General features: G+C 74.9%; 14 protein-coding genes and 2 pseudogenes. 11 read left to right on the top strand and 5 right to left on the bottom strand.

Going from position 1 to position 14,128, the window contains the following annotated elements:
• Positions 1 to 36 precede the first annotated feature (36 nt).
• The gene (locus ACTMS9_RS12465; RefSeq protein ID WP_441142216.1) at positions 37 to 1,230 is read left to right on the top strand and encodes an MFS transporter; all 1,194 of its coding nucleotides are present in this window, start codon (positions 37 to 39) and stop codon (positions 1,228 to 1,230) included.
• Positions 1,224 to 1,706 carry a ribonuclease E activity regulator RraA gene (rraA, locus tag ACTMS9_RS12460; RefSeq protein WP_441164951.1) on the top strand — a complete coding sequence of 161 codons (483 nt, stop codon included), beginning with the start codon at positions 1,224 to 1,226 and terminating at the stop codon, positions 1,704 to 1,706. Before ACTMS9_RS12465 ends, rraA begins: the two co-directional genes overlap by 7 nt.
• Before the next feature lie 9 nt (positions 1,707 to 1,715).
• On the opposite strand, the gene ACTMS9_RS12455 is transcribed toward rraA, so the two are convergent.
• On the bottom strand, positions 1,716 to 2,525 hold the full coding sequence (locus tag ACTMS9_RS12455) for a hypothetical protein (protein WP_441164950.1): 810 nt from the start codon (positions 2,523 to 2,525) through the stop codon (positions 1,716 to 1,718).
• Between the two features lie 74 nt (positions 2,526 to 2,599).
• Between ACTMS9_RS12455 and ACTMS9_RS12450 the strand changes: the two genes are divergently transcribed.
• Positions 2,600 to 3,544 carry a Ppx/GppA phosphatase family protein gene (locus tag ACTMS9_RS12450; RefSeq protein ID WP_441164949.1) on the top strand — a complete coding sequence of 315 codons (945 nt, stop codon included), beginning with the start codon at positions 2,600 to 2,602 and terminating at the stop codon, positions 3,542 to 3,544.
• A gap of 76 nt (positions 3,545 to 3,620) precedes the next feature.
• The gene (locus tag ACTMS9_RS12445; RefSeq protein ID WP_238450594.1) at positions 3,621 to 4,427 is read left to right on the top strand and encodes a sugar phosphate isomerase/epimerase family protein; all 807 of its coding nucleotides are present in this window, start codon (positions 3,621 to 3,623) and stop codon (positions 4,425 to 4,427) included.
• A gap of 164 nt (positions 4,428 to 4,591) precedes the next feature.
• Here ACTMS9_RS12445 and ACTMS9_RS12440 read toward each other — a convergent pair whose 3' ends face one another.
• From ACTMS9_RS12440 to ACTMS9_RS12430, 3 genes are read right to left on the bottom strand one after another with little or no spacing between them, the layout of a single operon-like run.
• Positions 4,592 to 5,170: a CGNR zinc finger domain-containing protein gene (locus ACTMS9_RS12440; RefSeq protein WP_357909693.1), complete on the bottom strand. Its 579-nt coding sequence runs from the start codon at positions 5,168 to 5,170 to the stop codon at positions 4,592 to 4,594.
• 19 nt (positions 5,171 to 5,189) lie between these two features.
• Entirely contained in the window at positions 5,190 to 6,356 is a 1,167-nt protein-coding gene (locus ACTMS9_RS12435; protein ID WP_280839427.1) for a glutathionylspermidine synthase family protein, read from the bottom strand.
• 1 nt (position 6,357) lies between these two features.
• The gene (locus ACTMS9_RS12430) at positions 6,358 to 6,633 is read right to left on the bottom strand and encodes a hypothetical protein (RefSeq protein WP_441164948.1); all 276 of its coding nucleotides are present in this window, start codon (positions 6,631 to 6,633) and stop codon (positions 6,358 to 6,360) included.
• Positions 6,634 to 6,773: 140 nt separating this feature from the next.
• Here ACTMS9_RS12430 and ACTMS9_RS12425 point away from each other — a divergent pair, with 140 nt between their 5' ends.
• Positions 6,774 to 7,694 (top strand): proline dehydrogenase family protein, encoded by a 921-nt coding sequence (locus ACTMS9_RS12425; protein WP_441142221.1) that lies wholly within the window; start codon positions 6,774 to 6,776, stop codon positions 7,692 to 7,694.
• A 1-nt stretch (position 7,695) separates the two neighbouring features.
• On the opposite strand, the pseudogene ACTMS9_RS12420 reads toward ACTMS9_RS12425, so the two are convergent.
• Positions 7,696 to 7,818, bottom strand: a pseudogene (locus tag ACTMS9_RS12420) (VOC family protein); the annotation flags it as partial.
• Positions 7,819 to 7,908: 90 nt separating this feature from the next.
• Here ACTMS9_RS12420 and ACTMS9_RS12415 point away from each other — a divergent pair.
• From ACTMS9_RS12415 to ACTMS9_RS12390, 6 genes and pseudogenes are all read left to right on the top strand, one after another.
• The gene (locus ACTMS9_RS12415; protein ID WP_441164947.1) at positions 7,909 to 8,700 is read left to right on the top strand and encodes an alpha/beta fold hydrolase; all 792 of its coding nucleotides are present in this window, start codon (positions 7,909 to 7,911) and stop codon (positions 8,698 to 8,700) included.
• Positions 8,693 to 9,259, top strand: a complete 567-nt coding sequence (locus tag ACTMS9_RS12410; protein ID WP_441142223.1) for a TetR/AcrR family transcriptional regulator — start codon at positions 8,693 to 8,695, stop codon at positions 9,257 to 9,259. Before ACTMS9_RS12415 ends, ACTMS9_RS12410 begins: the two co-directional genes overlap by 8 nt.
• A complete protein-coding gene (locus ACTMS9_RS12405) occupies positions 9,259 to 9,594 on the top strand; it encodes a YrdB family protein (protein ID WP_441142224.1) in 336 nt (111 codons plus the stop codon). Before ACTMS9_RS12410 ends, ACTMS9_RS12405 begins: the two co-directional genes overlap by 1 nt.
• A 587-nt stretch (positions 9,595 to 10,181) precedes the next feature.
• Positions 10,182 to 11,666 carry a hypothetical protein gene (locus tag ACTMS9_RS12400; protein ID WP_441164946.1) on the top strand — a complete coding sequence of 495 codons (1,485 nt, stop codon included), beginning with the start codon at positions 10,182 to 10,184 and terminating at the stop codon, positions 11,664 to 11,666.
• A gap of 129 nt (positions 11,667 to 11,795) precedes the next feature.
• Complete coding sequence (locus ACTMS9_RS12395; protein WP_441142611.1) at positions 11,796 to 13,139, top strand: efflux RND transporter periplasmic adaptor subunit; 1,344 nt, start codon at positions 11,796 to 11,798, stop codon at positions 13,137 to 13,139.
• Positions 13,140 to 13,170: 31 nt separating this feature from the next.
• Positions 13,171 to 14,007 (top strand): annotated as a pseudogene (locus ACTMS9_RS12390) (ABC transporter ATP-binding protein); the annotation flags it as partial.
• Positions 14,008 to 14,128 lie beyond the last annotated feature (121 nt).

Genomic DNA, 14,128 nt, shown 5'->3' with positions numbered 1-14,128 from the left:
GTCGGGCACGGGGATCCCGGGCTGACCGGGGTCCCCGTGCGTACTCAGACGGGCCTGCTGCTCGCGCACACCATCGTGGTGCAGGCGGTCACCTTCATGCTGCGCCCGGCGTCGGCGTACCGAGCCCTGGACCTGGACGTGCCGGCGGCCTGGCTCGGCGTGCTCGGGGCCAGCTTCGCCGTCGTGCCGCTGGTGCTGGCGGTTCCCTCCGGCCACGCGGTCGACCGGTTCGGCGAACGCCGCATCGTGCTGGCCGGGTCGGGCCTGCTCGCCGCCGCCGGCGCCTGCTTCGTGCTCTTCGCCGACTCGGTCGCCGGCCTGGTCGTGGCCAGCATGGTGCTCGGCACCGGCCACCTCTGCGCGGTGGTGGGCCAGCAGGCGTTGGTCGCCAACCGCACCGCGGCGGACCGGTACGACGCGGCCTTCGGCTACTACACCTTCGCCGCCTCGCTCGGCCAGGCGTTGGGACCCGGCCTGATCGTGGTCTTCGGCGGGGACCGCCCGATCCCGGACACCGGGGCGATCTTCCTCGGCGCCACGGCGCTCACCCTGCCACTGCTGGTCGCTGCCGCGTTCCTCCGCCCCTCGGCGCACCACCGGCAGGCGGCGGGTCCGGCCGCCGGCGGACTGGCCGGCCTGCTCCGCCAGCCCGGACTGGTGCGCGCCCTCGCGGTCAGCTGCGTCGTCCTGGCGGCGGTCGACATCACCCTGGTCTACCTGCCCGCCCTCGGTGCCGAGCGGGGCATCGCCGCCGGCTCCATCGGCGTACTGCTGGGGTTGCGGGCGGTCGCGTCGATGGCCTCGCGGCTGCTGCTGGGCCGGCTGGTCGCCGCCGTCGGCCGGCGCCGGCTGCTGGTCGGCACCGTCGCCCTCTCCGCCGCCGGTGTCGGGCTGCTGCTGCCGCCCCTGCCGCTCTGGGCGATGGTGGTGGTGGTCACGGTCTCCGGCCTGGGCCTGGGGGCCGGGCAACCGCTGACCATGTCGTTCCTGGCCGAGTCCGCCCCGCCCGGGTTGCGCGGCCGGGCAATGTCCCTGCGCCTCACCGGCAACCGGCTCGGTCAGGTCGTCATCCCGAGCGCCGCCGGCGCGCTCGCCGCCGGCGCCGGGGCGGCCGGCGTGCTCGCCTGCACCGCCGCCGGCCTGGCCGGCGCGGCCCTCGCCGCGACCGGACTGCACCAGGGCCCACCCCCCGATCCGACACCCCGACCAGAGAGGGAAGAACCATGCTGACTCCGACCGCCGACCTCTACGACCGGTACGGCGACGTGCTCGGCTCCTGCGACACCCAGCTACGCCAGTTCGGCGCCGCCCGCGCCTTCGCCGGGCCGGCCGTCACGGTGCGTTGCTTCGAGGACAACGCCCTGCTCAAGTCGATCGTCGCCGAGCCGGGGGAGGGCCGGGTGCTGGTGGTGGACGGCGGCGGATCGGTGCACACCGCCCTGATGGGCGACCTGATCGCCGGCACCGCGGCGGCGAACGGCTGGGCGGGGGTGGTGATCAACGGCGCGGTCCGGGACGTCACCGCGCTGGCCGCCCTGCCGATCGGGATCAAGGCGCTCGGCGCCAACCCGCGCAAGAGTGCGAAGACGGGAGCCGGCGAGCGGGACGTGCCGGTGTCGTTCGGCAACTGCGTCTTCACGCCCGGAGCCGAGGTGCACAGCGACGACGACGGCGTGGTCGTCCTGCCGGCCGACGCGCGGGAATAGGTTCGGCGGTCAGCCCTCGCTGGCCGGGTGCGGCGCGACCTGGCCCTGGCGCAGCCGCGCCCCGCACAGCTCCGCCAGCTTCGCGTACGCGGGCGCGCCGATCAGTGCGGTCAGCTCCGGGCCGTACGAGACGTACATCGGCTCGGTGCCGACGTGCGCGTCGGTGGACGAGGTGCACCACCAGTCCAGGTCGTGCCCGCCCGCGCCCCAGCCCCGCCGGTCGAACTCGGTCAGCGTGGAGACCAGCACCTTGGTGTTGTCCGGTCGCTTGGTCCAGTCCTGCTCGCGGCGGATCGGCAGCTGCCAGCAGACGTCCGGCTTGTATTCCAGCGGGTGCACCCCGTCGCGCAGCGCCTGACCGTGCAGGGCACAGCCGCCACCGCCGGGGAAGTCGGCGTCGTTGAGGAACACGCACGGCGCGTCCACGTCCCGGGTGGCGGTGCGCCGGGCCGGGTTCTTGCCGTCGATCGTGTCGTCCGCGGTCCAGTTCTTGACGCCCCGGCGGAAGTGCTGCCAGGTCTGCGGGGTGAGTCGCTTGACCGCCGCCCGGACCCGCTTCTCGTCGTCGCCGTCGGTGAAGAACGCGCCGTGCGAGCAGCAGCCGTCGGTGGCCCGGCCGGCGATGATGCCGTGGCAGCCCTTGCCGAAGACGCACGTCCAGCGGGACAACAGCCAGGTCAGGTCGGCGCGGACGAGGTGCCGCTCGTCGGCCGGGTCGACGAACTCGACCCACTCGCGGGGGAAGTCCAGCCCCACCTCACGGCTGCGCGGGTCGCCCGGATCGTCAACCAGTACGTGCACTTCCACCTGGCTCGTCACCCGGACCAGCGTACGCGGGGTGACCGGGGCCGGCCGGCGAGCCGCGGAAACGTGTTGGCCCTAGGGTCGACAGCATGCGACTGGGTGTCCTCGACGTCGGTTCCAACACCGTGCACCTGCTGGTGGTCGACGCCCACCATGGGGCGCACCCCTGGCCGGCGCACTCGGAGAAGGTGGTGCTCCGGCTGGCCGAACAGATCGGCCCGGACGGGGCGTTGACCGAGGAGGGCGCCGACGGGCTGGTCAAGGCGGTCGGCATGGCGCGTACCGCCGCCGCCGGGATGGCCGCCGACGACCTGCTCGCCTTCGCCACCTCCGCGGTGCGCGACGCCACCAACGCCGCCGAGGTGCTGGCCCGGGTCCGCGACGAGACCGGCGTACGGCTGGAGGTGCTCTCCGGCGCCGACGAGGCGCGGATGACCTTCCTGGCGGTGCGACGGTGGTTCGGCTGGTCGGCGGGGCGGCTGCTGGTGATGGACATCGGCGGCGGCTCGCTGGAACTGGCGGCCGGCATCGACGAGGACCCGGACGTCGCGGTCTCCCTGCCGCTGGGGGCCGGGCGGTTGAGCCGGGAGCGGCTGCCGGTGGACCCGACCGGGCAGGCGCCGCCGTCCGCCGAGGCCGTGGAGGAGCTGCGGGAGTACGTCGACGGGCTGCTCGACCCGGTGGTGGAGAAGCTCGCCGGGGTGGGCTGGGAGCGTCCCGTCGCCACCTCCAAGACCTTCCGGATGCTGGCCCGGCTGGCGGGCGCGGCGCCGTCCGCGGCCGGGCTCTGGGCCCGGCGCAGCCTCACCCGCACCGGGCTGCAGCAGGTGCTCGGCTTCATCCGGCACATCCCACCGGCCCAGCTCGCCGAGCTGGAGGGGGTCAGCACGGGGCGGGCGCACCAACTGCTCGGCGGTGCGGTGGTGGCCGAGGCGGTGATGCGTCGCCTGGACGTCCCGGCGCTGGACATCTGCCCGTGGGCGCTGCGGGAGGGCGTCATCCTCCGCCGGCTGGATCAGCTGGAGCCGATGTGATCCGCGTCGGTCGTTCTGCGCCATTTGACGCCGCTCGTCCTGAAGCGTGGCGACCGGTCGGGCTACCCTGAGGGGTGTGACTTCCCGCGTCCCCGTGCTCCTGTCCAGTTCCTCGGTCTTCCCTGAGCGGACCGCGGCGGCGTTCCAGCTTGCCGCGGCGCTCGGCTACGACGGCGTCGAGGTGATGGTCTGGACCGACGCCGTGAGCCAGGACGCCGGCGCGCTGCGCGGCCTCTCCGAGCACTACGGCGTGCCGGTCCTGTCGGTGCACGCGCCGTGCCTGCTGGTGACCCAGCGGGTGTGGAGCCCCGACCCCTGGGAGCGGCTGCGCCGCTCGGCCGAGCTGGCCGCCACCCTGGGCGCGCCGGTGGTGGTGGTGCACCCGCCGTTCACCTGGCAGCGGGACTACGCCCGCAACTTCGCCGAGGGGCTCGACGCGATCGCCGGCGAGTACCCGGACCTGCGCTTCCCGGTGGAGAACATGTACCCGGTGCGGATGGCCGGCCGGCAGTTCGTGCCGTACGTGCCCGGCTGGGACCCGACCGAGGCCGGGTACGCCTCGTACACCCTCGACCTGTCGCACTGCGCCGCCTCGCACACCGACTCGCTGGCGATGGCCGACCGGATGGGCGACCGGCTGGCGCACGTGCACCTCGGCGACGGCACCGGCGAGGGGCGCGACGAGCATCTGGTGCCCGGGCGCGGCAGCCAGCCCTGCGCCGAGCTGCTGCGCTCACTGGCCGGCCGGGGCTTCACCGGCTCGGTGGCCGTCGAGGTCACCACCCGGGGCGCGAAGAGCCGCGCCGACCGCGAGGCCGACCTCCGCGAGGCCCTCGCCTTCGCCCGCGCCCACCTCACCGCCCCCTCCCCGGTAGACGCCTGACCTCCGGGGGGTCTCTCTCCCCGTCGATCATGAAGTTGTTGCCCTCCGCCTCGGCGTGTCGGGGCAACAACTTCATGATCGACCGCCCGACCGCCCGACCGCCCGACCGCCCGACCGCCCGACCGCCCGACCGCCCGACCGCGCGAGCGCCGCGGTCGGGTGGGTCAGGGGACGGGGGTGAGGGAGTCGGCCTGGGCCGGGACGGGGAGCTGCTGCTCGCCGACTGCGGCGCGCTTGCGGGCGCGGTGGGCGGCCACGTGGGAGCGGGTGGCGCAGCGCTCCGAGCAGAACCGGCGGCAGCAGTTGGACGAGGTGTCCAGGTAGACGTTGCCGCAGCGCTCGTCCGCGCAGACCCCGAACCGGGCGCTGCCGTACTCGCAGAGCCAGACCGACAGGCCCCAGACCGCGCCGGCCAGGTATTCCGCGCTGACCGACGCGCCCCGGCTGGTCACGTGCATGTGCCAGTCGCTGGAGTCGTGCCCGGAAATTCGCGGCTGCACGGGAAAAGCCTCCAGCAGGGCATTCAGCTCGGCCACCGCCTGGACGTCCCGCCCCGAGGTGCCGAACTCGAACACGTCGCGGAGGCGCTTCTGCGCCCGCCGGAAGATCACCAGGTCCCGTTCGGCGACCTCGTCGCGCATCCACGCGTTGTCGTCCGGGAAGAGGGCCCGCAGGTCGTCGAGGTCGTCCAGGCGGGCGTTGACGAGGTCAACGCCGGTCCGGGCGTACGCGTCGAAGTTCACGACACCAACGGTAGACGACTCACGGGGCGCGCGGCGCGTCGATGTAGTGCGGCAGGAACCGCGCGTAGCCGTCAGTGATGAGACTCTCGCTCTCCCGCAGGCCGACGCCGGCCGACTCGCCGTCGACGATCCAGCTTCCCAGCACCGTACGGTTGCCGGCGAAGTCCGGCAGTGCCCGGAACTCCTGGTAGCAGAAGCCCTCGTCGCCGTAGTCGCCCGGATTGGTGATCTCGGTGTCGCCGGTGACGATCCGCACCGCGGCCCCCTCCCGGCCCAGCAGCGGCTTCGCCACGTACTCCGGCATCCCGCGCGGCGAGTCCAGGTACGCCGGCAGCAGGTACTCGTGCCCCGGGTACAGCTCCCAGAGCACGGCGAGCAGCGCCTTGTTGGACAGCAGCAGCTTCCAGGCCGGCTCGATCCAGGTGGTCGGGGTGCCCGGCTCCAGCGCCGCCGGCCCGTACGGCTCGGCCAGCATCCACTCCCACGGGTAGAGCTTGAAGCAGGTCGTCAGCGGTCGGTCGTCGGCGTCGACGAAGCGCCGGCCGTCCCAGCCGACGTGCTGGATCGGCAGCAGTGTCACGTCCAGCCCGGCCTGGCGGGCGGTCTCGGCCAGGTACCCGGCGGTGATCTGGTCCTCGCCCGACTCCTCCTCGTTCGACCAGGTCACGTGCACCCGCCGGTCGTGCAGGCCGGCGCCGATCTTGGCCCAGGCGCCCACCAGCCGCTCGTGCAGGCTGTTCCACTGGTCGGCGTCCGGGTGCGTCTGCTCCAGCCAGTACCACTGGATGATGCTCGCCTCGACCAGCGCGGTGGGGGTGTCGGCGTTGTACTCCAGCAGCTTCGGTGGCCAGCTGCCGTCGTAGGCGAGGTCGAAGCGGCCGTAGAGGGTCGGCGGTCGTTCGCGCAGCGACCGGGCGACGGCCTCGGCGGCCCAGGCCGGGATGCCGAACTCGGCGTACCGGCCGCGGGCGACGACGTGCTCGGCCGCGGCGACCGACATCCGGTGCAGCTCCTCGGTGGCCTCCTCCAGCCGTAGCACCTCGGCCAGGTCGAAGGCGTACGCCGCCGTCTCGTCCCAGTACGACATGGTCCCGCCGTCGGGCAGCTCGGTGTCGACGTACACCAGGCCCTGCTCGCGGATGGTGGCGTCCCAGTCCGGGCGGGGGGTGGCCGCCTCGCGTCGCACCTCAGCCCCCGCAGGAGGCGAGGTGGGTGCCGAAGCCGCCGCGCTCGGGCAGGGCCGCGGCGACCGGCCGGGGCTCGGCGCCGGCGGTGCCGGTGGTGACCGCCGGTACCCGCATCGCCAGCGCGACCGTGTCCCCGCCGCCGGTCGGACCCAGGGCGCAGTCGTCATCATCGTCGTCGGAGGTCATGTTGCAGCCGGAGAGGGCGAGCGCCAGGGCGGTGAGCGCGCCCAGCTGCACGGAGGCCGACCGGAGCCGGCGGCGGGGGTGTCCATCCACGGCATCGTTGTAGCTGATCGACGCCACTTCCGTCGCCCCCCGGCGGTGCTCGTGATGCCATTGGGACGCCTGTCAAGAGGCGTCGCGGCGGCTCGGCCGCCCCCCGACGGAGCGCGGTGCACGGGCGTTACGCTCGGCTCATGCTCCGTTCCGTCATCCTCGCCGCCTCCCGGTCATCCCAGGTCGAGCGGCTCATCGCGACGGCCCCGTTCACCCGGGACGTCGTCCGCCGGTTCGTCGCCGGCGCCGGCACCGACGACGCGTTGCGCGCAACCCGCGAACTCGTCGCCGACGGCCTCGCGGTCACCATCGACAACCTCGGCGAGGACACCGTCACTCCCGAGCAGGCCAACGCGACCCGCGACGAGTACCTCAAGCTGCTGAAGCTGCTATCCAGCGCCGGGCTCACCCCGCCCGCCGAGGTCAGCGTGAAGCTCTCCGCCCTGGGCCAGAAGTTCGACGAGCAGCTCTCCTACGACAACGCGCGGGCCATCTGCCTGGCGGCCGACGAGGCGGGCACCACGGTCACCCTCGACATGGAGGACCACACCACCACCGACTCGACCCTGAGCGTCCTGGCCCGGCTGCGCAAGGACTTCCCGGCCACCGGCGCGGTGCTCCAGGCGTACCTGCGGCGGACCGAGTCGGACTGCCGCGAACTGGCCGGCGCCGGGTCCCGGGTACGGCTCTGCAAGGGCGCGTACAAGGAGCCCGAGTCGGTGGCGTACCAGTCGGCCCGTGAGGTGGACAAGTCGTACGTCCGCTGCCTGAACGTGCTCATGTCCGGGGACGGCTACCCGATGCTGGCCACCCACGACCCGCGCCTGATCGCCATCGGCGAGGACCGGGCCCGCTGGTTCGACCGCGGCCCGGACCGCTTCGAGTTCCAGATGCTGTACGGCATCCGGCCGGAGGAGCAGGCCCGGCTGGTCGGCGAGGGCTACACCGTGCGGACCTACCTGCCCTACGGCGAGGACTGGTACGGCTACCTGATGCGCCGGCTCGCCGAGCGTCCCGCGAACCTGATGTTCTTCGGCCGGGCCCTGGTCTCCAAGAAGTGACTCAGGCGTTCGACCAGCCCCGGGTGCTCAGCGCCAGCCGGTAGCCGTCCGGATCGGCCACCGTCACCCCCCAGCGGTCCCAGTACGGGCCGGCGGAGACTCTCGTCCCGCCGGCCCGTTCCAGTCTCGTGACCAGGTCCGCTTCGACCGGCCCGGAGGACTTCAGGTCAAGTCCGCGTTGACAGATTTGGCTAATGCACTTAGCTTCATGGCTATGAGTATTAGCCAGGTGGAGCGGGACGGCGGCGCCATCGCGTACGAGGTGCACGGCGAGGGGCCGCTGGTGGTCCTCGCGCACGGCATGGGGGAAAACCGGCGATCCTTCCGCCACCTGATCCCGCTGCTGGTCGCGGCCGGCTACCGGGTGGCCTCGGTGGACGTCCGGGGGCACGGCGACTCCAGCGCCCACTGGCCGTCGTACGCCCCGGCCGAGGTCGGCTCGGACCTGCTGGCCGTGGTGCGTACCCTCGGCGGCCCGGCCACCCTGGTCGGCAGCTCGTCCAGCGCGGCGGCCGTCGTCTTCGCCGCCGGGGACGCGCCCGAGCAGGTCAACGGCATCGTGCAGATCGGCGCGTTCGTCGCCCAGCCCAGGCCCAACCCGGCGATGCGGCTGGCCCAGGCGGCGGTGCTGCGCAGTCCCCGGCTGTTCGGCATGTTCCACCGGACGCTCTTTCCCTGTGGCCGGCCCGCCGACGACGCCGCGTACCGCAAGGAGTTGGTCGCCGGCCTGCGCGGCCGGATGGCGGCGGTCCGCGGTGTGGTCGCGCCGGTCGCCCCGCACTGGACGGCCCGGGCGGCCGACGTGCGGCAGCCGGTGCTGGTGCTGATGGGCGCGAAGGACCCCGACTTCGCCGACCCGGGGGGCGAGGCCCGGTCCGCCCGCCGCCTCTTCGTCACCGCCGAAGCCCGCATGATCGCCGATTCCGGCCACTACCCGCACGCCGACCAGCCGGCGGCCACGGCTGCCCAGCTCGTCGAGTTCCTGGCGGTGACCACGCGTGCCTAGGGCCGGGCTCACCCCGTCGACGGTGGTCCGCGAGGCGGCCCGCCTCGCCGACGAGGTCGGTTACGAGCGGCTGACCCTGGCCGCGCTCGCCGGCCGGCTCGGCGTCGCGCTGCCCAGCCTCTACAAGCACGTCAAGGGCGCCGACGCGTTGAGCCAGAAGCTGGCCGCGCTGGCCGTCGACGAACTCGCCGACGCGATGGCCTCGGCCGCCGCCGGGCGCGCCGGGGCGGACGGGCTGCGGGCGGTCGCCACCGCCTGGCGCGACTACGCCCGCCGGCACCCCGGCCGCTACCCGGCGGCGCAGCGGGTGCCCGACCCGACCGACCCCGAGCACGTCGCCGCCGGCCGGCGGGCCCTCGACACCGTCTACGCGATCCTGCGCGGGTACGGCCTGACCGGTGACGCCGCGGTCGACGCCGCACGCCTGTTCCGCAGCGCCGTCCATGGCTTCATCACCCTGGAGGCGGCCGGTGGCTTCGGCCTGCCCCGAGGCCTCGACCGGTCCTTCGACCAGCTGGTGGCCGCGTTGGACACCGCGTACCGGGACTGGAGGTCCTGATGAGGGCCGCGCTGCTGACGATCGCCTTCCTGGTGGAGGTGGCGATGCTCGTCGCCGCCGGCTGGTGGGGCTTCACCCTCAACGCGGGCCTGGCCGTCCGACTGCTCGCCGGGCTCGGCGCACCGCTGCTGATCGCGCTGGTCTGGGGCAGCTTCTGCTCGCCCCGGGCCCGGGTCCGGCTCGCCCCGCCGGCCAGGTACGCCGTCCAGGCGGCCTGCTTCCTCGCCGCCGGCGTGTTGCTCGCCCTCGCCGGGCACCCGTTGCTCGCGGTGGGTCTGGTCGCCCTGTGGGCCGTGGACCGGGCCCTGCTCAGCCGCGGCGGTCACCCGGCCTGACCGGTCCCGGTCGCCTGCTCGGGCCGCCGGGTAGCTCGTGGTCCTCCCTCCCGCTGGTGTCTGCTGGCGGGGCGATCCCGGCGCTTGTCGGTGGCTCATTGTCCCGCCTCCTGTGGTGGCTGCTGGCGGGCCCGAGCCGGCGCCTGTCGGGGTGACCCGCTGACGGCGACCGCTGGTGGTGGCTCCCGTGGGCGGCCCGTCCACGGGTGGTGGCTTTCGTGGTGGGCCCGTCCCCGGCATCCCACCTGCGGTGGTCGCGCCCTTTCGATCTGATGTCGTGAACGATTCGGGCCACCCCTGACGCCCGCGTGGCTGTCGTCCGGCGGCCGGCGGTGACGGCCCGTCTCGTCCGGACGGCAGAGACGACGTCCGTCGCCACCGCCACCGGGGTCGGCGTTCCGTGAGTCGTTCACGTCATCAGCTCGATAGGTGAGTAGTCACCCCCTTCCGACCCCGCGCCGGTCACCGTCCGTGCAGGCCACCGTCCTGCGGCAGAAGGTTCGTACCGCGTATGCAGGCCCGCCGGCATGCTGCCGACGCGCGGGCGGCTCTGGCCGGATCGCCCCGATTGGTCGTACCCTTCGCCGGTGACCGACGGGCATGACGAGCCGCGCCTCACCGACGGGGTGGACGAGTCGCGCCCGACCGACGGGATGGGAGAGCCGCGCCGCACCGACGGGGTGGACGAGTCGCGCGCGGCCGATGGCGACGAGTCGCGCCCGGCTGACGGGATCGACGAGCCGCGCCCGGCCGATGGAGTGGACGAGTCGCGTCCAACCGCCGGGGTGGGCGAGCCACGCTCACGCCGCCGCTGGCCGCTCTGGGCTGCGTTCGCGGTGGTGCTGGCGATGGTGGGCTGCGGGGTGCCGGCGGCGCTGCTGGCCGGCCTGGTCGACCGCACCGCCGACCGCACCGCCGACCGCGCCACGGTGGACCGCCCCGCCGCCCGCACGCCCGACCCAGCCACGGCGGCTGCCCGCCGGGTAGGCGACCAGCTCTCCGCCCAGCTCGCCCGGCAGGCCGACGCCCTGCTCGGCGGGGACCGGCGCGGCTTCCTCGCCGTTGCGGACCCCGCCGCCCGCGCCGACCTGGGCCGCCGCTTCGCCGCACTGCGCGCGCTCCGGGTGACGGTGTGGCGGGCCGAGCCGTCCGGGCTGCCCACCCCGGTCGCCGGGCAGTCGGGGCAGTGGCGGCAACTGGTGACCTTCCGGTACTGCTTCCTCGTGCCGGACTGCGCGCCCAGCCCGGTCCTGATCGGCACCCGCTGGCGGGAGACCGGCGGCGCACCGCTGCTGGTCGCCGTCGAGGAGTCCCGCTCGGCGCAGGCCGGGGTCCGACCCTGGGAGGTCAGCGACCTGGTCGTCGCCGTCGGCCCGCGCACCATGGTGGCCACCACCCCGGCGCTGCGCGGGAAGCTGCCCAGCCTGCTCGCCGAGGCCGAGTCCGCGGCGACGGTCGCCGACCGGTACGCGGTCGCCGGTCCACCGCCGGACCGCTACCGGATCTTCTACGCCGGCGGCCCCGAGTGGCGACGCTGGTACGGCGGCGGCCGACCGAAGTGGACCGCCGGGTACGCGGTCACCGTCGGCGGCGGCCACCACGAGGTGGTGCTCAACGCCGACGGGCTGACCGCCACCGCCACCGGTGAGCTGCTGCGGCACGAGCTGACCCACGCCGCCTCGCTCCCCGCACGGGGCTACCCGGGCAAGCAGACCTGGTGGCTGGTGGAGGGGCTGGCCGAGTACGCCGGTGCCGACGGGGCACCGGTGAGCCGCTACGAGGGGCTGGACGAGGCCGGGCAGCTCGTCGCCAGCGGGTGGAACGGCCGGCTGGACGCCCTGACCCCGGCCGACGCCGCTCCGGCCGATCGGGTCGGCGGCAGCTACGGCGTCGGCTACCTGGCCGTCCGCCACCTCGCCGACCGGTACGGCGAGCAGCAGGTGCTCGACTTCTTCCGGGCCGTGGTGCACGACCGGCGGTCGCTGGACGACGCGTCCGAGCAGGTCCTCGGCGACCCGTGGACGGCCCTGCACGACGAGTGCGTCGCCTACGTCCGGGCGACCGTCCGATGACAGCGGGCGGACCCGTCGCCGGGTGGACGCGGTCCGCCCGATAGGCCGATCGCGCCGCTCGGCGTCGTATCGACGCCGGGCTAAGGTTGGCCCGTGCGCCGCCCCGATTCGCCGCGGCCCCCCGTAGCCATGCGGCCCCGCCTGCTCACCGCCCTGCTCACCGTCGTCGTCCTCACCGGCACCACCGCCGCCTCCTGCGGGGACGACGAGTCCGCCGTGGCGCTGGCCCCGGCCAGCCGGGCCGCCGTCGCCGAGGTGATCGACGCTCCGGCCACCGTGACCGCCCGCGCCGCGGCCACCCTCACCGCACCCGCCGACGGCACCGTCAGCAGTCTGCGGGTCCAGCCCGGCCAGCGGGTCAGGCGCGGTCAGGTGCTCGCCGTGATCAGTTCCCCGTCCGCCCAGGAGCGCCTCCGGCAGGCCCGCGACGCCCTCCGGGCCGCCGAACGGGCCGGCCGGGGCGCCGGCGTGAGCGACCTGGGCACCCGCCGTCGCGGCACCGACAAGGCCGCCGACGAGGCGTTCGACGCCGCCCGGGACGCCGCCGGGAAGATAGCCGACCAGAAGGTACGGGACGCGCTGCTCGCCCAGGTGACCTCCGCCCAGCAGCAGTACGCCGCCGCGGCGCGTACCGCCGACCAGGCCGTCCGCTCGGTGCAGCGGGGGGTAGCCGGTCTCAACTCGGCGGTCGGCGCGCTGTCGGCCGCGCAACGGCTCCAGGCCCGGCAGGCGTACGACCTGGCGAAGGCGACCGTCGACGCGCTGACCCTGCGCGCCCCGATCGGGGGAGTCGTGCAGCCCGGCGGCGCCCCGGCCGGCGGCGGCAGCGACCTGTCCGCCCTGCTCGGCGGCGGGCAGGTGCCCGCCGGGATCGACCCGTCGGCGCTCTCCCCGTCCCGCGCCGGGCCGCCGCCGGGCGTGGACGACGCGGTGGTCGCCGGCGGCCGGGTCACCGCCGGCACGCCCGTGCTGACCATCGTGGACACCGGCGCGCTCGGCCTGCTCGCCGAGGTCGACGAGACCGACGTGCTGCTGGTCCGCCCCGGCCTGGTCGCCGACGTCGAACTGGACGCGGTCACCGGCGCCAGCTACGACGCCACGGTCCGCTCGGTCGACGTGCTGCCCACCAGCTCCGCCCGGGGCGGGGTCACCTACCGGGTGCGGCTCGCGCTCGGCGCGGGCCGGCTCGGCGAGGGCGAGGTCGCACCGGCGCCCCGCCCCGGCATGAACGCCGTGGTGCACCTGCGGGTACGCGAGGCCGCCGACGCGGTCACCGTCCCCGCATCGGCGGTCTTCTCCGCCGACGGCCGGGACGCCGTCTGGCTGGTCCGCGACGGCCGGGCGGACCGGGCGCAGGTGACGGTGGGCGTCCAGGGGCAGGACCTGGTGCAGATCCTCGACGGGGTGCAGGCCGGCGACCGCGTCGTGGTGCGCGGCACCGACCAGGTCCAGGACGGCCAGGAAGTCCGGTGAGCGCGCGGAGTGAGCCGACGGGGGAAAGGCCGTGAGCGGTCCGGCGGCGATCGAGGCGGTGGACGTCTCCCGGACGTACCAGCTCGACGGTGTCTCCGTGCCGGCGCTGCGCGGCGTCTCGCTGACCGTGGCGCCGGGGGACTACGTGGCCGTGGTCGGGCCGTCCGGCTCCGGCAAGTCGACCCTGATGCACCTGCTCGGCGGGCTGGACCAGCCCACCGGCGGTCGGCTGGTGATCGGCGGTCGGGACGTCGGCGCCCTCTCCGCGCCGGAGCTGGCCACCCTGCGCAACGAGACCATCGGCTTCGTCTTCCAGGCGTTCCACCTGCTGCCGCGGACGTCGGCGGTGGACAACGTGGCGCTGCCGCTGGTCTACCGCGGCGTCGGGGCCCGGCAGCGGCGCGCGCGGGCGGCCGCGATGCTCGGCCGGGTCGGCCTGGGGCACCGGCTGGACCACCGCCCCAACCAGCTCTCCGGTGGCGAGCAGCAGCGGGTGGCGATCGCCCGGGCGTTGGTCACCGATCCGACGGTGCTGCTCGCCGACGAGCCGACCGGCAACCTGGACACGGTGACCGGCCAGGCGGTGCTGGCCCTGCTGGAGCAGCTCAACGCCGAGTCCGGGGTGGCGCTGGTGATGGTGACCCACGACAACGAGGTGGCGGCCCGGGCCCGGCGGCGGATCGCGATGCGCGACGGGGTGGTGGTGTCGGACAGCGTCTCGACCGTTCATGATCGACCGGCGTCCGGGCCCGTGGCGGCACCTGACACACTGGTGGCCGCTCCCAGCGCGGAGCCCCGGTCCGCGTCCGGAAGCGGCCCGGGGCACCCGTCCGGTGGCTCCGGCGGCGCCGCCGGAGCCACCGGACGCCTTCCGCGCGATCCGGCGGGCGACCGGCGTACCCCCGAAGGGGCTGGACCGGGATCCGAGGTGGACGCCGCCGACCGGCCGGGACCGGACGCGGACCCTGCGGCCGGACCGCGACCCGGGG

The sequence above is a fragment of the Micromonospora sp. L31 genome (genome assembly GCF_052068075.1).
GTDB lineage: Bacteria > Actinomycetota > Actinomycetes > Mycobacteriales > Micromonosporaceae > Micromonospora > Micromonospora purpureochromogenes.
The sequence above is the reverse complement of the archived record's forward strand: the minus strand, read 5'-3'. Positions and strand labels throughout refer to the sequence as shown.